The sequence below is a fragment of the Amycolatopsis sp. NPDC102522 genome (assembly GCF_055584485.1).
On the sequence record NZ_JBVJLY010000034.1, the window covers coordinates 24320 to 44573 of the forward strand.

Consider the following 20254-nt stretch of genomic DNA (forward strand, 5'->3'; position numbering starts at 1 on the left):
TTTGCTATCGCCCGGGACCAGCGAAGGCTGAAGGGGTCAGGTGCCCGCGATGAAGCCCTTCACCGAGTTCGCCACTAGCTCGACCGCGATGGCGGCCAGCAGCAGACCGGCGATCTTCGCCAGCAGCGTGATCCCGCTTTCCTTGATCAGCCGGATGACCACGCCCGAGTACCGCATGCACAGGTACAGCACGAAGTGCACCGTCACGATCGAAAGCGCGAGAGCCACGTACGCGCCGGGATGCCCGTCTGCCTGCCGCACGAAGACGATGGTCGCGGCGATCGCGCCCGGACCGGCGAGCAGCGGCGTCCCGAGCGGCACGAGCGCGACGTTGACGTCGTCGCCCGCCGCCTCGGACTCGCCGCCGGTCTTCCCGGTCAGCAACTGCAGCGCGATGAGCAGCAGCAACAGCCCACCGGCGCCCTGCAGCGCCGGGATCCCGATGCCGAGGTACGACAGGATCGCTTGTCCCGCGACGGCGAACAGCGAGATCACCAGCAGGGAGACCAGCACCGCCTGCCGCGCGGCCTTGGCGCGGAACGCCACCGGTTTGCGGCCGGTCAGGCTCAAGAACACCGGCACCGTGCCGGGCGGGTCCATGATGACGATCAGCGTGATCGTCGCGCTCATGAACAGGCGCGCGTCGAAGAAGTCCGTGATCGTCACCGGGTCACGACCCGGTACCCGGTCGACCGCGCGACGAGTTCTTCGAGCGCGAGCGGGTCGGTGGTCTCGTCGCCGAGATCGATGGTCTTGTTCGTGCCGTGGTAGTCGCTGGACCCGGTACGCACGAGCCCCAGCTCCCCCGCCAGCCCGTGCAGCTGGACGCGGGTCTCCTCGTCGTGGTTCGGGTGGTCGACCTCGACACCGGTGAGCCCGTGCCCGGCCAGCCCGGCGAGCACGTCGACGGTGATGGTCGCGCCCCGCGTGTAGGCGAAGGGATGCGCGATCACGGTGACCCCGCCCGCTTCCGCGATCATGTCGATCGCGTCCTCGACGAGCGTGTCCTGCCGCGCCACGAAATACCCGCTGCCGTTGCCGAGATAGCTCCCGAAGGCCTCGTTCACCGACGAGACGACACCGGCCCGCACCAAGGCTTGCGCGAGATGCGGCCGACCGGCCGAACCGTCCGCGGGCAACAGCGACATGATCTCGTCTGGATCGACAGGCAGGCCGTCTGCGGCCATCCGCTCGGCCATCACCCGCAGCCGCCAGCGTCGCTCCGACCGCAGCCGGGTCTGCTCGGCGACGACCGCCGGCGAAGCCGGGTCGAAGAGGTACGCGAGCAGGTGGACACTGACGTGCCGCCCGGTCACCGGATCGACGGAGATGGTGGACAGCTCGGCACCGGGCACCAGGGAAAGCCCGGGCGGGAGTGCCTCGGCGGCCGGGGCCCAGCCGGCCGTGGTGTCGTGATCGGTGATCGCGACTACGTCGAGGCCCGCCTTCGCGGCGGCTGCGATCAGCCCGGCAGGGCTGTCGGTACCGTCGGAGGCGGTGGAGTGGGCGTGCAGGTCGATGCGCATCGCGAATCAGTATCGACGATGCGCCAGGTCACAGCGACCCCGGGACCTGCGCTAACCGACCTTCTTCTTGCCGCGCGCCGCGCGCTGCGCCTTGATCATCGAAAAGCGCTCGGCCTGCTTCTGCTTGTCGCCGAAGACGAGCTCGGAGATCGTGTCGTAGAACTCTTCCGGCTTCGGCAGATAGTCGATGCGGTTCAGCGCCTGGATCTGACCGGCCGACTCGACCACCATCGTCCCGTAGCCGAAGATCCGGCCGGTCGCCGAACGCTCGTAGGTGAGGTCGGTGACCTTGGTGATCGGCATCATCAGCACCTTGGTGGTGTAGACGCCGGTGGTCATCACGAAGCGCTTGTCCGTGACGACCAGCCGCTCGACCCACCACTCCATCACCACATACGCGAAGCGCAGGATGACGAGCAACGCGGCGTACCAGAGGATGTTCTGGATCACCCACGCGGCGGCCGGCAGCAGATAGGACACCAGGACGCAGATGGCCAGCAAGGCCACCGCCTCGAAGGTGTCCCACAGCAGCACCGCCCAATGACGGCGAATCCTGATGACCCGCCGCTCGGTGTCGAGTAGGTACTCGTCTGGATCGCGTGGGGCGAACATACCTATAGAGTATCCGCTCCCCCGCTAGCTGAAGACGTTGCTGACGAAGGTGATCACCGATTCGGCCGAGTCACGCAGGAAGCCGATGATGTTTCCCACGAGGCCCGCGGCCTGACCCGGCTGCGCGATCACGAAGAACAGCACCAACGCGATTCCTGCGAAAGTGAGTAGCTTTTTCGCGTTCACGGCGATCAATCCTGTCTCTTACGGTGACTGACTGCGGATACTTGCTATTCATTTTGTACCGCACCTTCCACCGGCGCGGGAGGGAAGTCCCGCGCTTGGGTCAGCCGGCGAGGAGAAGTGTACCGTATGGCTACTCTCCGTGTACAGGACAGCCGTTGTCAGGAAGCCCGCGTCTACCATTCGGGAATGAACACCGTTTCGGACAGCACCGTCCGCTGTGTCGGCGGCATCGTCCACGACGAACTCGGGCGGATTCTGCTGATTCAGCGCGCGAATGAACCCGGTCGTGGACTGTGGTCGGTCCCCGGCGGACGGGTGGAACCAGGCGAAACGGACGAAGCGGCCGTCATTCGCGAGATGCGCGAAGAGACCGGTCTGGACGTGATGCCGGGCACATACGTCGGCAACGCCCGCCGCGGCCCGTACGACATCCACGACTACGCCTGCTCGGTCACCGGCGGCACTCTCCGTGCCGGGGACGACGCCGCGGACGCCCGGTGGATCGACGCCGAAACCTTGATCGAACTCGACAAAGACGGCCGGCTGGCCGAACTCCTGTTCGTCACTCTCCGCGACTGGGGAGTGCTGCCCGCCGCGAATGCCTCACCCGCTTGACAACCGCCGTGTCCGATTTGGCGAAAGCCGCCGGGATAAAGCAGCGCATGAGGTGAAAATTATCCTCATCGATGCTTTCCCGACATGTTCTCCGCGCGGAATGGCTAAACCGGGAGCCAGGTCATCCGCTGCCCGTGCGGGGCCGTCCTGGCCAAGGCGCGCACGTCCGGGACGCCGTCGTCCCAGCGGACCAGCCCGAGCACGGCCTGGTCCGCGGGTTCGGCCAGATCGGTCCTGCCGGGCACCAGAGGCTCCAGCGCGGCGGCGTAGAACTCCTCGCTGACCCACCACAGCGGCCTGTCCGCGGCGAGTTTCCGCAGCGCTTCGAGGAAGCCCGCCCGCCGCTCCCCCAGGTACGCCAGCACGTGGCTGGTCAGCACGACGAGGGGGACGTCTGCGGGCAGCGTGGCGGCAGCCGAGGCGAGGTCGTCGACGGCGTCGCCGGTGATCAGGTCCGGCCGCTGCTTGGCCTGCGCGGCCGCGGCCGTGCGCAGGAGCCGGATCCGGTCCGGCTGATCAGCCCAGACGCAGGCTTCGAGCCAGGCCAGTTCGTCTTCGTCGGCGAGGTCCACCGGGGCACGGTCGAGGCCGGCGCGGGCGGTGATCGTCAGCTTCTTCGGCACCTTCGGCGTGACGGCGCCGAGCGCGAGGTCCAGCGCGCAGTGCAGGCCGACGGCGGTCTTCGCGGGCCCGGCGGTGAGCTGCTCACCGCCGTCGCACTGGTAGCGGTAGGCGTACTTGTCCAGGCCGAGGAGCAGCCCGGCGCTGCAGCCGACCTCGAGCAGCGCGATCTTGCCGCCCGCCTCCTTGGCCGCCGCCGTCACCGCGGGGTAGAGCAGCGCGGCGCGGCGGACCTCGTTGGTCTGCGTGTACCGCGAGGCGATGATCGCCCGCGCCCTGTCCGCCCGCTCCAGCAGGAACGAACGGAACAGCGGCCACGTCTCCGAGTCCACGCCGTCGAAGCCGCCGACGGACGGGTAGTACCGCGAGAGCGGGTGGATCGGGTCGGCCTGGATGAGCCGGTGCGCGGTCGCCATCAGCAGCGTTCCGCGCGCTTCACCGCCGCGAGCGTCGGTCAGCAGCCCGGCGACGTCGTCGTCCTCGGACGCCTTCGCCGCCAAGTGCTCGTACAGCGGCGAAACACCGGCTGCCTCGACCGTCGCGAACTTCCGCAGGCGGCTTTTGATCTCATCCAGCCCGATGGGCATCGAAGCGCTCCCTCTCCTGACAGCCGTTATTCGTGCGGCACGGGACGACCGGGCTGCTCGCCGCCCCTGGCGTCACCGTAGGACCGCTTCGGCACCATCACCTTGCGACGGAACACACACACGATCGTGCCGTCCTGCTTGTACCCGCGGGTCTCGACATAGACGACGCCGCGATCTTCCTTCGACTTCGACGGCGTCTTGTCCAGCACCTCGGTCTCGCCGTAAATGGTGTCACCGTGGAACGTCGGCTTCACGTGTTTCAGCGATTCGACCTCGAGATTCGCGATCGCCTTGCCGGACACGTCCGGCACCGACATCCCCAGCAGCAGCGAGTAGATGTAGTTGCCGACCACGACGTTCTTCCCGAAGTCGGTGGTCTCCTCGGCGTAATGCGAGTCGAGGTGCAGCGGATGGTGGTTCATGGTGATGAGGCAGAACAGATGATCGTCGTACTCGGTGACCGTTTTGCCCGGCCAGTGCTTGTAGACCGCACCGACCTCGAACTCTTCGTAATAGCGACCGAACTGCACCCATTCCTCCTGCACGAGTAACGCGGCGTGAGCCTGGGACGACAGGCTTTCGTGTTGAGGAGTACCCTCGACCATTGGTGTCGGGTCGTCAACGCGACCCACACCACTGCGTAACCGTCCGCCGAGCCGAAGGAGGTGAGGAACCCGATGTCCAGTGGCGATAGTCCGCTTCCTAGTAGTCGCAGCGTTTCCGCCTTCACATCTCGCCGGATCCCCACCTGGCAGGGCTGACGAACCGGGAACGCTGGCCTAGCCGAGCGGCCCCCCGACCGCTTGGCCCGTCGTCTTCGCGCACCAACGCACGACGTCTGCCCAGGAGATCCCATGCCTGCCATTCCCTCGCTCGGCGGCCTTCGCGGCCGGAGCAACGGCCGCGCCAAGAGCGTCCCCGAACGCCCGCTGCCCGTCCCCCTTTCGGCGTACGTCGTCGACTGCGCGGTGTACGTGGAGGGCAAGCGCCTGCCCGGCCGCTGGTCGCACGCCGAGGCGATCAAAGAGGTGCGCAAGCGGCACGCCGGGTTCGTCTGGATCGGCCTGCACGAGCCTGACGCCGTTCAGATCCAGGGCATCGCGGAGACCTTCGGCCTGCACGAACTGGCCGTCGAGGACGCGCTCGAAGCGCACCAGCGGCCCAAGCTGGAGCGCTACGACGACACGCTGTTCATGGTGCTGAAGACGGTCCGCTACGTCGAGCACGAGTCGCCGACGACGGCGAACGAGATCGTCGAGACCGGCGAGCTGATGGCGTTCCTCGGCCGTGACTTCGTGATCACCGTGCGGCACGGGAACCACTCGGGGCTGGCCAGGCTGCGCCGCGAACTCGACCAGGACCCGGAGCGGCTCGACCTCGGGCCGTCCGCGGTGCTGCACGCGATCGCGGACCACGTGGTCGACCACTACCTGGACGTGACCACCCGGATCGAGTCGGACATCGACGAGATGGAGACCCAGGTCTTCGCGCCGCGATCCAAGGTCAGCGCCGAGCAGATCTACTTCATGAAGCGCGAGGTGCTGGAGCTGCGGCGTTCGGTGATGCCGCTGGCGACGCCGTTGCAGCGGCTGGCCGAGGGCTACACGCGGCTGATCCCGGACGAGGTCCGGTCCTATTTCCGCGACGTCTCCGACCACTTGACGACCGTGTCGGAGCGGGTCGTGAACTTCGACGAACTGCTCACCACCCTGGTGGACGCGACGCTGGCGAAGATCACGCTCCAGCAGAACACCGACATGCGCAAGATCACCGCGTGGGCGGCGATCATCGCGGTCCCGACGGCGCTGGCCGGTATCTACGGGATGAACTTCGACTACATGCCGGAGCTGCATTGGCGCTTCGGTTATCCGCTGGCGATGACGATCATCTTCGGCGTCTGCATCCTGCTCTACCGAATATTCCGGAAGAACCGCTGGCTCTGACCGTTCTTCCCTTTTCGGTAGTACTGGAGTTCCCTCATGCCAAGGATCCTGACCAACCTCAAGTTCTGGGCACTGGCCTTCTGCGTCGTCTGGCTGGGCATCGTGATCGTGATCATCGCGAAGGACCCCGCGTTCGCGCACGGCCCCAAGTAGCGCTTCCGGCATTACGCTGGAGCGCATGAAGGCGCTGGTCGTCGCGGACGAGGTCGAAGAGCGATTGTGGACGTCCGCCGTCCACCATCGCCCGGCCGACCTCGTGATCGGTGCCGGCGACCTGCCGTACGCCTATCTCGAGTTCCTGGCGAGCGCGCTCGACGTGCCGTGCGTGTTCGTCCCGGGCAACCACGATCCCGACCTGTCCGGCTACACGCGCTATGGCGGACTGTCCATGAAGGACGGTTTCCCCGCGGTGTGGCCGGGTCCGGCGGGCGGGGTGAACGCGGACGGCCGGATCGTCGACATCGGCGGGCTCCGGTTCGCCGGGCTCGGCGGTTCGGTCCGCTACAACGACGGCCCGAACCAGTGGACGCAACGACAGCAGGCGCGTCGTGCCCGTCGGCTGGTGCGCCGGGCACGGTTCCGCCGCTGGCGGGACGGGCGGGACGTCGACGTCCTGCTCACCCACGCGCCGCCGCGGCACTGCGGCGACCGCGAGGATCCGCCGCATCGCGGGTTCGACTGTCTCCATCGCACGATCGAGTCGCTGCGGCCGAAATGGTTGCTGCACGGGCACATCCACCCGCACGGTGAACCCGTGCCGGACCGGGTGATCGGCGGGACCACGGTACGCAACGTGGTCGGGCACCGGATCATGGAGTTCGTATGAAGGACACCGGTTTTCCCCGGGCGGACGCGGAGCACGACTTCCTCCGCGCGCGCAGGCGTCAGGTGCTGTCGCGGCTGGCGAACTGGCTGCGCGGCGAGCCCGACGACGTCAACATCATGCTGCCGTTCCACGAAGTGGTCGACGCGCTCGGCTATCTCGGCGAGCGGAAGATCGGGTCCCGGGTGATCCGGCTCGATTCGATCGTCGGCAGCGTCGACCGCGGCCGCGACTTCGACCGCCGCTTCCGCCCGACGTCGGGCCGGGTCCGTGAACGCTGGGAAAGGCTGGCGCTCGCGACCAGGCGCGGCGAGTCGATTCCGCCGATCGAGGTGTACCGGGTCGGCGAACTGCACTTCATCATCGACGGGCACCACCGCGTTTCGGTGGCGCACGCGATGCGACTGTCCACAATAGAGGCGATGGTCACCGAGGTGCGGACCAAACTGGACCCGAGCGGGATCCGGTACCGCGGCGACCTGATCGTGAAGGACTACCGGCGGCTCTTCCTGGAACGCGTCCCGCTTTCCGGGCACTCGCGGGCTTCGGTGGTGTTCACGGATCCGTGGGACTACGCGCGGCTCGGTGAGCACGTGGAGGCGTGGGGTTTCCGGCTGATGCAGGACGAAGGGACCTACTCGGACCGCGCGACGCTGGCGCAGCGGTGGTTCGACGAGGAGTTCGTGCCGGTGGTGGCGATGCTGCGGCAGGCGGACCTGATCGGCTCGCGGACGGACGCCGAGGCGTACCTGTGGGTCGCTTGCGAACGGTACCGGTTGATCCGGACACACCGGTGGGACGACGAGGTCTTCGAAGCGGTGCGCTCACAGTCCCGGTGACGTTCCCTTCACGTGTTATGAACGGGACTTTCATTGCAAATTTTGCAATGAAAGTCCCGTTCATCTCATCCCCCGGTTGCTACATGTGCACGGCGACCGGTGCGCCTTCCGAAGCACCTTCGGGCGCCTTCGCCGGGGCACCCGACCGCAGCAGCAGCCCGCAGATCACCGCACCCGCGACGAAGATCCACCCGCCCCATACGAAAGCGGTCGTGTAACTGTGCACGGCCGCTTCGGCCGCGAGCTGCGGCGTCGCCACCTTCCCGACCAGGAACGACGTCGCCGCGTTACCGGCCAGCGTGCTCAGCAGCGCGGTCCCGATCGAACCGCCGACCTGCTGCGCGGTGTTGACCGCCGCCGACGCGACACCGGCGTCGTGCGTGTCGACGCCGAAGGTCGCGACGCTCATCGCGGGCGCCATCGCGAGGCCGATACCGATGCCCATGATCATCAGCGGGAACAGCACCCCGTCGGCGTACGTGCTGGTGGTGTCGATGGCCGAGAGCCAGAACAGTCCGGCTCCGGCGATCAGCATTCCCAGTGACACCAACGGTTTCGCGCCGAACTTCGGCAGTAGCACCGCCGTCGCCGACGTCGCGCTGGCCATCAGGGTGGCCACCATCGGCAGGAACGCGACCCCGCTCTGCACCGGCGTGAACCCGAGGTTCAGCTGGATGTAGAAGGTGAGGAACAGGAAAATCGAGAACATCCCGATGGCGAGCAGGAACATCGCGAGGTACGAGCCGCCGCGGTCACGGTCGAGCAGCACGCGCAGCGGCAGGAGCGGGTGTTCGGCCCGCTGCTGGATCACCACGAACGCGGCGAGCAGCACGACACCGGCGGCGAGGAAGCCCCACACCGAGACCGCGGACCACGAATCGCGCTCGGCGTTCGCGAAGCCGTAGACCAGCGCGAACAGACCGGCCGACGCGGTGATCGTGCCCGGGATGTCGAGCTTCGGGCGCGGGCCGTCGGTCTCGGAGTTCTTCAGCAGCACGAACGAACCGGCGAACGCGATCACCGCGAAGACGATGTTGACGTACATCGACCAGCGCCAGTCGAGGTATTCGGTCAGCACGCCGCCGAGCAGCAGGCCGATCGCCGCGCCGCCACCACCGATCGCGCCGAAGACACCGAAGGCCTTACCGCGCTCCTTCGGGTCGGTGAAGGTCGTTGTCAGCAGCGAAAGGGCCGCCGGAGCGAGAAGGGCGCCGAAGACACCTTGAGCGGCGCGGGCGATGAGCAGCATCTCGATGCTGTTCGCGGCGCCGCCGATCGCGGACACGATGGCGAAGCCGGCGAGCCCGACCAGGAAGGCACGTTTGCGGCCGAAGAGGTCCGCGAGCCGTCCGCCCAGCAGGAGCAGGCTGCCGAACGCGAGCGCGTAGGCGGTGACGACCCACTGGCGGGCGTCGTTCGAGAAGCCGAGGTCCTGCTGCGCCGACGGGAGCGCGATGTTCACGACGGTGGCGTCGAGCACCACCATCAGCTGGGCGAGGCCGATCATCACCAGGATCAGCCATCTCCTGGCGTGGTGCGGGTTGGTGTGCTGTGCGGCCGCGTCCCCCGGCGGCACGGCGACAGCGGTGGATGAGTCAGGCATACGGGCGGTTTCCTCACCGATAGTGACGAAGAAGCTATGTGGAGTAGGTATCTCCCCTTTCGCCGCCCAAGGTACACAAGAAGTGGAGAACTGTCCTCTACTTCATTTGTTAAGCTGGACGAATGGCTCGGGACCTCGCTCCCGCCGCACCGGCGCGGCCGCTGCGGCGCGACGCTGAACTCAATCGGCAGCGCATCATCGCGGCGGCACGCGATGTCTTCGGCGAGCGCGGGCTCGAAGCGACTCTCGACGACGTCGCGCATCACGCCGGCGTCGGCGTCGGCACCGTCTACCGGCGTTTCCCGAGTAAGGAACACCTGGTCGAGGCCATGTTCGTCGACCAGTTCGAGACGATCCGCGAGTTCGCCGAAGAGGCGCTTCGCGCCGAAGACCCCTGGGAGGGGTTCACCGGTTTCACCTGGCGCGCGGCCGAACTCCACGCCGGTGACCGCGGGTTACGAGAAGTCATGCTGTCGAACGTCTTCGGCCACGAGCGTGTCGCCGAGGCGAAAGCACGCATGGTGCCGTTGATCACACAGCTCGTCGAGCGGGCTCAGGCGGCGGGGGCCCTCCGCGCGGACATCGTGCCGACGGACATGCCGCTGCTGCACCAGATGGTCGGCTCGGTCATCGAGTTCACGCACGGTATCCAGCCCGACCTGTGGCGCCGGTGCCTCGCGATGCTGCTGGACGGCCTGCGCGCCGAACCCGGCCGCGCCACCCCGCTGCCGCATCCGCCGCTGGACGTCGAGGCGCTGGAGGAAGTCATGTGCTCCTTCCGGCTGCCCAAGCTCCGCTGACCCACGTGTCCAGACACGAAACTCGCGTGTCTGGACACGGGACTCACGTGATCAGACACGGGACTCACGTCGTCAGGCGTGTTCCGCCTTCAATCACGCGAGTCCCGCCCCCAGACACGCGAGTTCCGTGTCCAAGCACGCGAGTTCCGCCTTCGGTCACGTGAGGTGAAGCGGGATCCGGGCGTGGAGGGCTCAGGGGAGCTTCGGGAACACCGCCACCGCGACTTCCCGAGCCGAGGCGCACGTGGCCTCTTCCGGCGCCCCGTCGACGCCGACCACGGAGAGCACCGCCTGCTCGACCCGCTCCGGGGTGCCCGGGATCGGCCGGTGCGTGGTCACCTGGCAGAACGCGCCCGACATGGCGACCTGGACCTGCCGCCCGCCCAGCGCCTCCGTCGCGCCCGGCGAGGTGTCCGCCCCCACCGACAGCGAAAAGCTGACCTTCCCGCGGATACAGCTGTGCCCGGACAGCGCCGGGGCGGGTTTGGTCTCCGGACCGGCGGCGGTGTCGAGTTCGTGCTGGTCGAGGGGTGCGCACGGGGCGACGCGGCCCCACGAGCGCTGGTCGAGGTTCAACCTCCCGACCTTGCCCGCGGTGATCGCCTCCGCCGCGCTGCCGACGCCCGCGTCGGCGATCCGGCAGCGGCCGGTCTGGTCGGCGGGCGCCGTGTTGTCGGAGGTGACGACGATGGACAGCCTGATTCCCTCGGCGAAGGTCAGCAGCCGCGTGCAAGCGGTGTCCTCGTTGAACGTCGACTGCTGGACGCTGACCCCCTCCGGCAACGGCCCGCCGTAGTCGTAGGGCTGGTTGTTCGGGTCCTGCCCGGAGGTGATCGGGCCGGTGGTCACGGTGTAGCGGGTGGCGCCCTCGACGAATTCCAGGCGGCAGAACTCGAAAGAGCTCAAGGGCGGTTTGACCGCGTTTCCGCCGGCGATCACTTTTCGCTGGTCGACAAGGCTGCAGTAGTCGAGCGACGGGTACTCGCCGAGCGCTTCGGAAGCAGTCAGGGCCTCGTCCGCCGTGGTCGGTGACGGTGTCGCCGCCGGTTCCGGCGTGCCGCAGGCCGCGGCGAGGAACAGGCCACAGAGTCCTGCGATCAGTCTCTTCGGGGGCACCGGAGAAGTATCGTCAAAAGATCCCGGAACACCACCCCCTACGGGCGAAGAACACAGGGTCCGCCACGTTTTCCCAGGTGGGTTCTTTACCCCGGCTTCACGTCCACTAGGGGTGTGTTTCGTTCCGCAGTGGGATGCGGCCGGGCCGTCACCCGACGAAAATGGGTTTCACACAACGTGAAGACGAGAGAGGGACGAACCCGTGAGCCATCCCATCGCCGCCCGCCTGACCCGACCGCGCCAGGGCCGCATGATCGGCGGCGTCTGCGCCGGTATCGCCAAGCGTTTCGGCACCACGCCGGGCAAGGTCCGCCTGCTGGCCGTGCTGTCCTGCCTGCTGCCCGGCCCGCAGTTCATCGTCTATCTCGTGCTGTGGCTCGCCCTGCCCGAGAGCGAATACTGATCCCGGGCAGGACGAGCCCGCCTCACGCGGTGTAGGTCAGGTTCTTGCCGCTGGCCCCGTCGAACAGCTTGATCTTGTCCGCGTCGAACCAGAGGTCGATGTTCTGGTTCTCCGCGGCCGAAGACGCCGCCGAGAGCCTGGCAACGATCTGCGACTCGGCGCCCGGAACGTCGGAGGATCCGCTGTCGGCGGCGAGATCCGCGAGGTCGGACGACGACGCGGCCTCCCCCTCGACCGTGAAGTGCGCGAACTTCTCCGAACCCATCGACTCGAGGACGTCCACGTGGGCGGTGAACGTCGCCCCGCCCTGACGCGCGGACGCGTCCACCAGTGCGGCGTCCTCGAAGTGCTCCGGCCGGATGCCGACGATGACCTCACGCGGGGCGTCGGCGGCCTCGGCCAGCTGCCGCACCCGGTCGGTGAGCGGGATGTCGCCCAGCGCGCTGCGGGCGGTGCCGTTCTCCAGCGTGGCGGGCACGAAGTTCATCGACGGGCTGCCGATGAACCCGGCCACGAACAGGTTCGCCGGGTTGTCGTAAAGGAACTGCGGCGACCCGATCTGCTGCACGTAGCCCGCCCGGAGCACGACGACCCTGTCGCCGAGGGTCATCGCCTCGGTCTGGTCGTGCGTGACGTAGAGCGTCGTCGTGCCCAGCTGTTTCTGGATCTTCGACACCGAGGTCCGCATCTGGCCGCGTAGCTTCGCGTCCAGGTTGGACAGTGGTTCGTCCATCAGGAACGCCTTGGGGTTGCGGACGATCGCGCGCCCCATCGCGACGCGCTGCCGCTGCCCGCCGGAGAGGTTCGCCGGCTTGCGGTCCAGATGCCCCGTCAGATCGAGGATCTGCGCGGCCTCGTCGACCTTGGCCCGCACGATACGGTCGTCGACCTTCGCCAGCCGCAACGGGAACGCCATGTTCTCCCGCACGCTCATGTGCGGATACAGCGCGTAGGACTGGAACACCATCGCGATATCACGGTCCTTTGGCGCCTTCTCGTTGACGCGCTTGCCGTCGATGCGCAGTTCGCCGGAGGAGATGTCCTCCAGTCCCGCGACCATGTTCAGGGTCGTGGACTTACCGCAGCCGGACGGGCCGACCAGGATGATGAACTCGCCGTCGGCGATCGTGATGTCCACTTCGGACACCGCGAGGGCGCCGTCGGGGTACTTCTTGGACACCTTTTCGAGAACGATTTCAGCCATGGGTCAGCCCTTCACCGCACCGGACGTCAGCCCCGCCACGATGCGACGCTGGAAGAACAACACGAACAAGATGATCGGGACGGTGATCACCACGGCGGCCGCGGAGATCGTCCCGGTGGGATCTTCGAACTGCGAGGACCCCGTGAAGAACGACAGCGCCGCCGGGACCGTGCGCGAGGCCTCGGTCGAGGTCAGCGAGATCGCGAACAGGAAGTCGTTCCAGCAGAAGATGAACACCAGGATCGCGGTGGTGAACACCCCCGGTGCCGCCAGGGGCGCGATCACCTTCCGGAACGCCTGCGCCGGGGTCGCGCCGTCCATCTTCGCCGCTTTTTCCAGCTCCCACGGGATTTCCCGGAAGAACGCGGAAAGCGTGTAGATCGACAGCGGCAGCGCGAACGTGATGTAGGGCAGGATCAGCCCCGGCCAGGTGTCGAACAACCCCAGCTCACGTTCGATGTTGAACAACGGCGTCACCAGCGAAACCTGCGGGAACATCGCGATCAGCAGCGACATCCCGACCAGTACCTGCTTGCCGGGGAAGTCCAGCCGCGCGATCGCGTACGCCGCCATCGTGCCGAGGACGACCGCGATCACCGTCGCGATGATCGCGATCCCGATCGAGTTCACCAGCGCCCGGATGAACTCCGTGGTCTTGAAGATGTCGGCGTAGTTCTGCCACGTCCATTCCGACGGGATGAAGTTGCCGTCGTTCAGGGTTTCCTTGGTCTTGAACGAAAGCGAGACCACCCAGAGCACCGGGAACAGCGCGAACACCAGGACCAGGATGTCGACGAGGCCCCATTTGACTTTGCGGCCGGTAGTGACCGCTCCACCGATGGCCATCAGCGCTTACCCCCATTGTCACTGCCGGGTGCGGCCGTGCCGAACACCTTGATGAAGAGGAACGCGATGATCGCCACCGTGATGAAGATCAGCACGGCCATCGTCGACCCGATCCCGAGGTTCAACCCCTTGACCAGGTTGTTGTAGGTCTGCATCGACACCGAAGACGTGTCCTGCGCGCCGTTGGTGAGCACGAAGATGTTGTCGAAGATGCGGAACGCGTCCAAGGTCCGGAACAGCAACGCCACCAGGATCGCCGGTTTCATCACCGGCAGCATCACCTTGGTGAACCGCTGCCACGCCGTCGCGCCGTCCATCGCCGCGGCCTTCAGCAGGTCGTCCGGCACCAGCGCCAGCCCCGCCATCAGCAGCAGCGCCATGAACGGCGTCGTCTTCCACACCTCGGCCAGCACGATGATCACCAGCGAGGATCCGTACTGGGTCAGCGGCGCGCTGTCGGGGAAGAACAGGTTGGCCAGGTAGCCCGTGTCCGGCGTCCAGGCGTAGTACCAGGAGAACGCCGCGACCACCGTCACGATGCCGTACGGGATCAGGGCGACCGTCCGCACGAGGCCCCGTCCGACAAGGGTCCGGTGCATGATCAGCGCCAGGCCCATGCCCAGGACGAACTCGATCACCACCGAAACGATGGTCAACCCCATCGTCGTCCCGAACGCCGTCCACCAATAGCCGTTGGTCAGCACCGAAACGTAGTTGTCGAGACCGACGAACTCCTGCTGCGCCGGGAACCTGAGGTCGTAGCGCTGCAGCGAAAGCCAGATCGAGTAGATGATCGGATACCCGGTGACGGCGATCATCACGAACGCCGCCGGGGCACAGAGCCAGAGCCCGAGTCTGCGCTCGGCCTTCTTTCCTTCACTGAGAACGGGTTTCGCCTTCTTGCCCGGCTTGCTTTCGGTCGCCGAACCGGCGGTTTCCTGCACGGTCACGGGATCACCCCCTTCGACTCGAGCGCGTCGGCGAGTTCTTTCTTCAGCTTCTCAGCTGTTTTCCGCGGATCGATTTCGGAAGGCGGGGAAAGCACCTTCGACAACACGGTCGAAGCGTTCTGGTACGCCGGGGTCAGCGGGCGCACCGCGGCGTCCTTGAGCGCGTCCAGAATCGTTTCCCGCATCGGGTACTTCGTGTCCATGCTCGGGTTGTCGTCGCTCACGCCCGCCGTCGCGTCGAGGGGGACCGTGTCGGTGTAGAGCGATTCGAGCGTCGGCGGGACGCCGTCCTTGAGCGCGGAGAACTTCTGGTTCTTCTCGTTGCGCAGGCACAGCGCGACCTCGTAGGCCTCGGCCTTGTGCTTCGAAGTCGAGCTGACCGCCAGGTTGTAGCCACCGATCGTGGTCTTGGCGGGCTTGTCCGCTTCGAACCGCGGATAGGTGGTCCACTTGAAGTGCTGCAGTTCGGCCTTCTTCTCCTTGGCGTAGGAGGCGTAGACGAACGGCCAGTTCAATTCGAAGGCGGCGTTGCCACGCTGGAAGGCCTGGCGGACCTCGTCCTCCTTGGAGTTGGTCAGCGACGGGTCGGTGATCCCGGCCGTGGTGACCTTCTTGAGCATCTCCAGCGCCTTGATCGCGCCCTCGTCCATCACCACGGACTTGCCGTCGTCGGAGAGGATCTTGCCGCCCGCCGATTCGACGAGCGTGTTGTAGATGACGACGAGACCTTCGTACTGCGCGCCGGTGAACACGACGTTCGCCGGTTTGCCCTGTGCCTTGAGCGCCTTGGCCTGGTCGATCATCTCGTCCCAGGTCTTCGGCGGCGCCGGGGTCAGCCTGTCGTCGTACCAGAGCAGCTGGACGTTGGTGTTCTTGGTCGCCGCGTAGAGTTTTCCGTTCCACGTGGCGGTTTCGAGCGGCCCGGGCAGGACGCCCGCGGTCGCCTCGGCCTTCGCTTCACCCGTCCATTCGTCGGCCCAGCCCGCCTCGGCGAACTCGGCGACCCAGGTGACGTCCAGCCCCAGGACGTCGAGCGAATCGTCCCCGGCGGCCAGGCGGCGCACCATCTGTTCCCGCTGGCCGTCGGCCGGACGCGGGAGCTTGTTGTAGACGACCTCGTACCGCCCGCCCGAGGCCTTGGTGCAATCGTCCACAACGGACTGGAAGTTGTCTTCGGGCGCGTAGTAGACGTTGATCTTCAGGCCGGCATCCGAACCGCAGCCCGCCAGCAGGCCGACCGTCAGCGCTGTCGCGCCGAGTAGCGAGCCGGTGCGGCCTGGTGAGCGGCCCCTCCGGCTCGCGCTCATCCTCTTCCCCATGAGGCCTCCTCACCCGCGCACGCTGGGATACGCAAGCACTAGGACGCGTTGAAGAAGCCCGCGCGCCAGCACCCCGACGTGCTAGTGCTCGGGCGGACACGCTGGAGTACATGACCGCCCGACTGGTGTTGTGCAACCTATTCCGGGCGATCACCGCCCGCAAGCAGTATCGGTAACGATTCAGCGGACTGCACGACGAACAGGTGAACGAGTACCGCCGAATGTCACCGCGTCATCCTGCGGGACGGCCGCCCAGCGCGAGCTGGGCGAGGAGCTCCCGGCCCTGTTCGGCCGAACGCGGCTGGCAGAGCACGTCGTAACGCCCGGCGACCAGCTGGCTGGCGGAGGAGAAGTCGCGGCGCGACATGCTGTAGCTGATCGCCGCGAAGACCGTCCACGCCAGGATGCCGAGCAGGAGCCCGCCGATCATGGGCTGCCAGGCGAAACCCTGGTTGTTGAACATGCCCAGCAGCAACCCGATGATCAGGCCGAACCACGCGCCCGACACCGCGCCGGTGCCCAGCACTCGGCCCCAGCTCAGCCTGCCGAGGATGCGCTCGACGAGCACCAGGTCGACGCCGACGATGGTCACGTCGGCGACCCCGAATTCCTTCTCCGCGAGAAAATCGACGGCGTGCTGCGCTTCGCCGTACGTCGCGTAGGAGCCGATCGGCCAGCCGGAAGGCGGGGTCGGCAGCCTGGGCAGCCCGCCCGCGGCCCGGCCGCCTCCACCAAAGGGAGCACTCACGTAATCACCTCTCGCCCGTCCCGGTCCATCTTCTCAAGGACGGGCGAAAGGCGCGAACGTTCAGGAGCGGGACTTGTACTCGCGGAGCAGACCGCGGCTGATGATGGTCTTCTGGATCTCGCTGGTGCCCTCGCCGATGAGCAGGAACGGCGCCTCGCGCATCAGGCGCTCGATCTCGTACTCCTTGGAGTAGCCGTAGCCGCCGTGGATGCGGAACGAGTCCTGGGTGACCTCGGCGCAGTACTCGCTCGCGATCAGCTTCGCCATGCCTGCCTCGACGTCGTTGCGCTCGCCGGAGTCCTTGAGGCGGGCGGCGTTGACCATCATCAGGTGCGCGGCCTCGACCTTGGTGGCCATCTCGGCGAGTTTGAACGCCACCGCCTGGTGCTCGGCGATCGCCTTGCCGAAGGTCTTGCGCTGCTGGGCGTACTCCACCGCCAGCTCGAAAGCGCGGATCGCGATGCCGCAGGCGCGCGCGGCGACGTTGACCCGGCCGACCTCGACACCGTCCATCATGTACGCGAAGCCCTTGCCCGGAGCCTCGCCGAGGACCTTGTCGGCACCGATCTCGTAGCCGTCGAAAACGGCTTCGGTGGTGTCGACGCCCTTGTAGCCCATCTTGTCGATCTTGCCGGGGATGGTGAGGCCGGGCGCGACCTCGCCGAAGCCCTCGGGCTTCTCGACCAGGAACGTGGTCAGGTTCTGGTGGGCCTTCTCGGCGCCTTCGTCGGTCTTGACGAGCAGCGCGATCAGGTTGGAGCTGCCGCCGTTGGTCAGCCACATCTTCGAGCCGTCGATGACGTAACCGTCGTCGGTCTTGCGGGCGCGGGTCTTGATCGCGGCGACGTCGGAGCCGAGGTCCGGCTCGGACATCGAGAAGGAGCCGCGCACCTCGCCGGTCGCCATCCTGGGCAGGAAGTGCTGCTTCTGCTCCGGCGTCCCGTGCCGGGAGATCATGTGCGCCACGATGAAGTGCGTGTTGATCACGCCGGAGACGCTCATCCAGCCGCGCGCGATCTCCTCGACCACGAGCGCGTAGGTCAGCAGCGATTCGCCGAGGCCGCCGTACTCCTCCGGGATGGTGAGCCCGAACAGGCCCATCTCCTTCATCCCCTCGACGATGTCGGTGGGATAGCTGTCGGAGTGCTCGAGCTCCTGCGCGCGCGGGATGACCTCCTTGTCCACGAACTGGCGGACCGTGGCCAGGATTTCGGACTGCACGTCGGTCAAGCCGGCGGTCTGGGCGAGGCGAGCCATCGCTGCTCCCTAAATTCGCGCGCACCGGGCTCCCGGCGCTGGGTTACCGGTGAGTATGACGCCTGACCGGGGACCTCGCTATGAGCGCAGTCACGCGTACGCCATCCGAGACCATGGCACTACAGTGACAGGCCGATCACAGTCCGAGGGGGACGAACATGGCTCAGCAGCCCTTTGGCGGATTCCCGCCGCAACAGCAGTACGGCTTTCCGAACCAGGCTCCGGCGCGGAACAAGGACTCAGGCCTGGCGATCGCCGCCCTGATCTTTTCACTCTTCGGGCTGATCGGGCTGGTGTCCGTGATCCCGGGGATCGTCCTGGGCCACGTCGCCTTCGCGAAGGCCCGGCGCGGCGAGGCGGGCGGCAAGGGCATGGCGCTGGCCGCCTTCATCGTCGGATACCTGATGATCGTCCTGTACGCCATCGCGATCCCGGTCCTGCTGAACGTCGCCGCGAAACACGGGGCTTTCCGCTGACGACTACGGTCCAAGGCCGACGAGGGGACCCCACATGACGAATCCGCACGACCCGTACGGGCAGCAACAGCCCTCCGGGCAGTTCCAGCAGCCCTACGGTCTCCAGCCGTACCAACCGCCGCAGCAGTACTACGTCCAGCAGCCCTACGTGCGGCCGCCGGACCAGGGCATGGCGGTGGCGTCGCTGGTGTGCTCGCTGATCGGGCTGATCATGTGTTTCCCGGCGATCCTGGGGATCGTCTTCGGGCACATCGCGCTCTCGAAGGCCAAACGCGGCGAAGCGGGTGGCCAGGGCATGGCACAGGCCGGGATGATCATCGGCTACGTGGTCACCGGGCTGTGGCTGATCCCGGTCATCCTGTGGTTCGTTTTCGTGGTGTTCGCGATCGGTGCCGCGGGCGTCTCTTGACCCGTTCGGAGATACGGTGGGGTCCCGCACGAACCAGGGGGCCCACCGGATGAGCAGTTCCGACCCGCAGGACACACCGTCGACGTCGTCCTACACCGACTCGAACACTTTCTCGGACCCGACTTCGTCGTCGTCGGCGTCGTCCGAGACTGTGTCGAGCCCGTCGCCCGCGGAACCGCAGCAGTTCCAGCCGCCGGCGCCGTTCTCGCCGCCTCCGCCGTTCTCGCCGCCCGCTCCGTTCGAGGTGCCTTCGGCCGAGGTCCCGCCTGCTCCTTCAGAGCCGTTCGCGCAGGCCATCGACCCGCTGACCGCCGAGCCCGTTCCGCCGCCCGAGCCGTCCTTCGCGGCTCCGGACCCATTGGCTCCTCCGATGTACGCGCCCGCGCCTCTGCCTGTCGCGTACCCCGCGCAGCCGTACGGCCAGCCGTACAACCCGTACGGGGCGACGGCGGCGCCGCGTTCACAGGACAACGGGATGGCGGTCGCCGGGCTGGTCTGTTCGCTCGTCGGGATCTGCTCGTGCGTGACCGTGGTCGTCGGGCTGATCCTGGGGCACATCGGGCTGGCGAAGGCGAACCGGGGCGAGGCCGGCGGGCGCAGCATGGCGCTCGCGGCGGTGATCATCGGCTATGTCGTGCTCGCGCTGTACGTCGGGTTCTTCGGGACGTTGATCGTTTTGGGCGTCAACGGCGAGCTTGATTAGCGGAGTTCGGCACCTGATTGCGGTAGGTGAGCGTGCAAGTACCGCAATCAGGTACCAGGTCCTAAAGGTCTGCCGTGGTCATTGCGTTCTCCAACGAGTGCAGCGAGACATAGCGCTGCCGCTGCACGAAAGCCGAGCCTCTTCCGGTGCCTTGATGAGGCAGCGCCGCACGCAACTGCCGGTGGTCGGGATGTCCCGGACCGGTCAGCAAGAAGACCTGATAGCGACCATCCGTCCAGGTCGCTCCTGATGCTTCGATGACCTTGGCGATCTTGCGATCGAACCGATCGGCCGAAACGCCCGCCCGGATTGGCACACGTAAGCGGCGCAGCTCTCATAGAGCGGCCAAACGTGCTTCGCCGCCACGACGACGGTGTCATCGATCGTGACCGGCCGTTGCGCATAGACAGTCATCAATCCACTGCACCGCTTCAGCCATCGCACGGCATCCGTGTCGATGTACGCGGCCAGGTCGAAGATCTGACGTAGCTCGAAGGGTATGTCGACGTTGATCGTCGAGTCGTGGTGCGCGAGCCGGTTCCGGAACTTGCACGATGAAGACAGTCGCGCCAGAGCTCCTCGTACTTAGGACCAAGCAATCCAGACCAGAAGCCGAAGCTCAATCCAGCGATGATCTGGTGCCGAGTTTCCTTCCTCTGGGGGCGCAG

General features: G+C 66.8%; 24 protein-coding genes. 9 read left to right on the forward strand and 15 right to left on the reverse strand.

From position 1 onward, the window contains the following. Positions 1-36: 36 nt before the first annotated feature. Genes ACZ6YV_RS41525 through ACZ6YV_RS41540 form a run of 4 tightly spaced genes read right to left on the reverse strand, consistent with a single transcriptional unit; the run spans position 37 to position 2324 of the window. Positions 37-666 carry a MarC family protein gene (locus ACZ6YV_RS41525; RefSeq protein WP_378240715.1) on the reverse strand — a complete coding sequence of 210 codons (630 nt, stop codon included), beginning with the start codon at positions 664-666 and terminating at the stop codon, positions 37-39. Next, complete coding sequence (locus ACZ6YV_RS41530) at positions 663-1526, reverse strand: PHP domain-containing protein (protein WP_465514883.1); 864 nt, start codon at positions 1524-1526, stop codon at positions 663-665. Before ACZ6YV_RS41530 ends, ACZ6YV_RS41525 begins: the two co-directional genes overlap by 4 nt. Before the next feature lie 51 nt (positions 1527-1577). Further along, positions 1578-2138, reverse strand: coding sequence for a PH domain-containing protein (locus tag ACZ6YV_RS41535; protein WP_364208026.1), 561 nt, complete (start codon positions 2136-2138; stop codon positions 1578-1580). A 24-nt stretch (positions 2139-2162) separates the two neighbouring features. Continuing rightward, the gene (locus ACZ6YV_RS41540; RefSeq protein WP_005167589.1) at positions 2163-2324 is read right to left on the reverse strand and encodes a hypothetical protein; all 162 of its coding nucleotides are present in this window, start codon (positions 2322-2324) and stop codon (positions 2163-2165) included. A 186-nt stretch (positions 2325-2510) separates the two neighbouring features. Between ACZ6YV_RS41540 and ACZ6YV_RS41545 the strand changes: the two genes are divergently transcribed. Beyond that, on the forward strand, positions 2511-2939 hold the full coding sequence (locus ACZ6YV_RS41545) for an NUDIX hydrolase (protein WP_465514884.1): 429 nt from the start codon (positions 2511-2513) through the stop codon (positions 2937-2939). Between the two features lie 104 nt (positions 2940-3043). Here the strand turns inward: ACZ6YV_RS41545 and ACZ6YV_RS41550 are convergent, their stop codons facing one another. Both ACZ6YV_RS41550 and ACZ6YV_RS41555 read right to left on the reverse strand, forming a co-directional pair. Further along, positions 3044-4147, reverse strand: coding sequence for a DUF2332 domain-containing protein (locus ACZ6YV_RS41550; protein ID WP_465514885.1), 1104 nt, complete (start codon positions 4145-4147; stop codon positions 3044-3046). A 26-nt stretch (positions 4148-4173) separates the two neighbouring features. Further along, positions 4174-4752, reverse strand: a complete 579-nt coding sequence (locus ACZ6YV_RS41555; RefSeq protein ID WP_465514886.1) for a MaoC family dehydratase — start codon at positions 4750-4752, stop codon at positions 4174-4176. A gap of 249 nt (positions 4753-5001) precedes the next feature. Here ACZ6YV_RS41555 and corA point away from each other — a divergent pair, with 249 nt between their 5' ends. From corA to ACZ6YV_RS41570, 3 genes are all read left to right on the forward strand, one after another. Next, positions 5002-6090 (forward strand): magnesium/cobalt transporter CorA, encoded by a 1089-nt coding sequence (corA, locus tag ACZ6YV_RS41560; RefSeq protein ID WP_378240710.1) that lies wholly within the window; start codon positions 5002-5004, stop codon positions 6088-6090. Between the two features lie 178 nt (positions 6091-6268). Beyond that, the gene (locus tag ACZ6YV_RS41565) at positions 6269-6916 is read left to right on the forward strand and encodes a metallophosphoesterase family protein (protein ID WP_465514887.1); all 648 of its coding nucleotides are present in this window, start codon (positions 6269-6271) and stop codon (positions 6914-6916) included. Further along, positions 6913-7752: a chromosome partitioning protein ParB gene (locus tag ACZ6YV_RS41570; protein WP_465514888.1), complete on the forward strand. Its 840-nt coding sequence runs from the start codon at positions 6913-6915 to the stop codon at positions 7750-7752. The genes ACZ6YV_RS41565 and ACZ6YV_RS41570 overlap by 4 nt, the downstream gene beginning before the upstream one ends. Positions 7753-7831: 79 nt before the next feature. Here ACZ6YV_RS41570 and ACZ6YV_RS41575 read toward each other — a convergent pair whose 3' ends face one another. Continuing rightward, positions 7832-9355, reverse strand: a complete 1524-nt coding sequence (locus ACZ6YV_RS41575) for an MFS transporter (RefSeq protein ID WP_465514889.1) — start codon at positions 9353-9355, stop codon at positions 7832-7834. Positions 9356-9477: 122 nt separating this feature from the next. On the opposite strand from ACZ6YV_RS41575, the gene ACZ6YV_RS41580 reads away from it, so the two are divergent. Further along, positions 9478-10155, forward strand: a complete 678-nt coding sequence (locus tag ACZ6YV_RS41580; protein WP_465514890.1) for a TetR/AcrR family transcriptional regulator — start codon at positions 9478-9480, stop codon at positions 10153-10155. 192 nt (positions 10156-10347) lie between these two features. On the opposite strand, the gene ACZ6YV_RS41585 is transcribed toward ACZ6YV_RS41580, so the two are convergent. After that, positions 10348-11271 carry a hypothetical protein gene (locus ACZ6YV_RS41585; RefSeq protein ID WP_465514891.1) on the reverse strand — a complete coding sequence of 308 codons (924 nt, stop codon included), beginning with the start codon at positions 11269-11271 and terminating at the stop codon, positions 10348-10350. A gap of 202 nt (positions 11272-11473) precedes the next feature. On the opposite strand from ACZ6YV_RS41585, the gene ACZ6YV_RS41590 reads away from it, so the two are divergent. Then, a complete protein-coding gene (locus ACZ6YV_RS41590) occupies positions 11474-11674 on the forward strand; it encodes a PspC domain-containing protein (RefSeq protein WP_465514892.1) in 201 nt (66 codons plus the stop codon). A 22-nt stretch (positions 11675-11696) separates the two neighbouring features. On the opposite strand, the gene ACZ6YV_RS41595 is transcribed toward ACZ6YV_RS41590, so the two are convergent. From ACZ6YV_RS41595 to ACZ6YV_RS41620, 6 genes are all read right to left on the reverse strand, one after another. Beyond that, on the reverse strand, positions 11697-12878 hold the full coding sequence (locus ACZ6YV_RS41595; protein WP_465514893.1) for an ABC transporter ATP-binding protein: 1182 nt from the start codon (positions 12876-12878) through the stop codon (positions 11697-11699). Between the two features lie 3 nt (positions 12879-12881). Continuing rightward, a complete protein-coding gene (locus ACZ6YV_RS41600; protein ID WP_465514894.1) occupies positions 12882-13724 on the reverse strand; it encodes a carbohydrate ABC transporter permease in 843 nt (280 codons plus the stop codon). Next, positions 13724-14674 carry a carbohydrate ABC transporter permease gene (locus ACZ6YV_RS41605; RefSeq protein WP_378240701.1) on the reverse strand — a complete coding sequence of 317 codons (951 nt, stop codon included), beginning with the start codon at positions 14672-14674 and terminating at the stop codon, positions 13724-13726. The genes ACZ6YV_RS41600 and ACZ6YV_RS41605 overlap by 1 nt, the downstream gene beginning before the upstream one ends. After that, a complete protein-coding gene (locus ACZ6YV_RS41610; RefSeq protein ID WP_465514895.1) occupies positions 14671-15993 on the reverse strand; it encodes an ABC transporter substrate-binding protein in 1323 nt (440 codons plus the stop codon). The genes ACZ6YV_RS41605 and ACZ6YV_RS41610 overlap by 4 nt, the downstream gene beginning before the upstream one ends. Before the next feature lie 232 nt (positions 15994-16225). After that, entirely contained in the window at positions 16226-16741 is a 516-nt protein-coding gene (locus ACZ6YV_RS41615) for a YflT domain-containing protein (RefSeq protein WP_465514896.1), read from the reverse strand. 60 nt (positions 16742-16801) lie between these two features. Next, positions 16802-17998 carry an acyl-CoA dehydrogenase family protein gene (locus ACZ6YV_RS41620; RefSeq protein WP_378240698.1) on the reverse strand — a complete coding sequence of 399 codons (1197 nt, stop codon included), beginning with the start codon at positions 17996-17998 and terminating at the stop codon, positions 16802-16804. A 158-nt stretch (positions 17999-18156) separates the two neighbouring features. On the opposite strand from ACZ6YV_RS41620, the gene ACZ6YV_RS41625 reads away from it, so the two are divergent. Genes ACZ6YV_RS41625 through ACZ6YV_RS41635 form a run of 3 tightly spaced genes read left to right on the forward strand, consistent with a single transcriptional unit; the run spans position 18157 to position 19586 of the window. Continuing rightward, complete coding sequence (locus ACZ6YV_RS41625) at positions 18157-18474, forward strand: DUF4190 domain-containing protein (RefSeq protein WP_465514897.1); 318 nt, start codon at positions 18157-18159, stop codon at positions 18472-18474. 34 nt (positions 18475-18508) lie between these two features. Then, the gene (locus tag ACZ6YV_RS41630; RefSeq protein WP_465514898.1) at positions 18509-18883 is read left to right on the forward strand and encodes a DUF4190 domain-containing protein; all 375 of its coding nucleotides are present in this window, start codon (positions 18509-18511) and stop codon (positions 18881-18883) included. A gap of 49 nt (positions 18884-18932) precedes the next feature. After that, positions 18933-19586, forward strand: a complete 654-nt coding sequence (locus ACZ6YV_RS41635) for a DUF4190 domain-containing protein (protein WP_465514899.1) — start codon at positions 18933-18935, stop codon at positions 19584-19586. Between the two features lie 61 nt (positions 19587-19647). Here the strand turns inward: ACZ6YV_RS41635 and ACZ6YV_RS41640 are convergent, their stop codons facing one another. Beyond that, on the reverse strand, positions 19648-19902 hold the full coding sequence (locus tag ACZ6YV_RS41640; protein WP_465514900.1) for a hypothetical protein: 255 nt from the start codon (positions 19900-19902) through the stop codon (positions 19648-19650). Between the last annotated feature and the right edge of the window lie 352 nt (positions 19903-20254).

Coding starts and splice junctions, on each gene's coding strand:
- ACZ6YV_RS41530 (WP_465514883.1), bottom strand. CDS start 1,526: ATGCGCATCGACCTGCACGCCCACTCCACCGCCTCCGACGGTACCGAC.
- ACZ6YV_RS41535 (WP_364208026.1), bottom strand. CDS start 2,138: ATGTTCGCCCCACGCGATCCAGACGAGTACCTACTCGACACCGAGCGG.
- ACZ6YV_RS41545 (WP_465514884.1), top strand. CDS start 2,511: ATGAACACCGTTTCGGACAGCACCGTCCGCTGTGTCGGCGGCATCGTC.
- ACZ6YV_RS41550 (WP_465514885.1), bottom strand. CDS start 4,147: ATGCCCATCGGGCTGGATGAGATCAAAAGCCGCCTGCGGAAGTTCGCG.
- ACZ6YV_RS41555 (WP_465514886.1), bottom strand. CDS start 4,752: ATGGTCGAGGGTACTCCTCAACACGAAAGCCTGTCGTCCCAGGCTCAC.
- corA (WP_378240710.1), top strand. CDS start 5,002: ATGCCTGCCATTCCCTCGCTCGGCGGCCTTCGCGGCCGGAGCAACGGC.
- ACZ6YV_RS41565 (WP_465514887.1), top strand. CDS start 6,269: ATGAAGGCGCTGGTCGTCGCGGACGAGGTCGAAGAGCGATTGTGGACG.
- ACZ6YV_RS41570 (WP_465514888.1), top strand. CDS start 6,913: ATGAAGGACACCGGTTTTCCCCGGGCGGACGCGGAGCACGACTTCCTC.
- ACZ6YV_RS41575 (WP_465514889.1), bottom strand. CDS start 9,355: ATGCCTGACTCATCCACCGCTGTCGCCGTGCCGCCGGGGGACGCGGCC.
- ACZ6YV_RS41580 (WP_465514890.1), top strand. CDS start 9,478: ATGGCTCGGGACCTCGCTCCCGCCGCACCGGCGCGGCCGCTGCGGCGC.
- ACZ6YV_RS41595 (WP_465514893.1), bottom strand. CDS start 12,878: ATGGCTGAAATCGTTCTCGAAAAGGTGTCCAAGAAGTACCCCGACGGC.
- ACZ6YV_RS41600 (WP_465514894.1), bottom strand. CDS start 13,724: ATGGCCATCGGTGGAGCGGTCACTACCGGCCGCAAAGTCAAATGGGGC.
- ACZ6YV_RS41610 (WP_465514895.1), bottom strand. CDS start 15,993: ATGGGGAAGAGGATGAGCGCGAGCCGGAGGGGCCGCTCACCAGGCCGC.
- ACZ6YV_RS41620 (WP_378240698.1), bottom strand. CDS start 17,998: ATGGCTCGCCTCGCCCAGACCGCCGGCTTGACCGACGTGCAGTCCGAA.
- ACZ6YV_RS41625 (WP_465514897.1), top strand. CDS start 18,157: ATGGCTCAGCAGCCCTTTGGCGGATTCCCGCCGCAACAGCAGTACGGC.
- ACZ6YV_RS41630 (WP_465514898.1), top strand. CDS start 18,509: ATGACGAATCCGCACGACCCGTACGGGCAGCAACAGCCCTCCGGGCAG.
- ACZ6YV_RS41635 (WP_465514899.1), top strand. CDS start 18,933: ATGAGCAGTTCCGACCCGCAGGACACACCGTCGACGTCGTCCTACACC.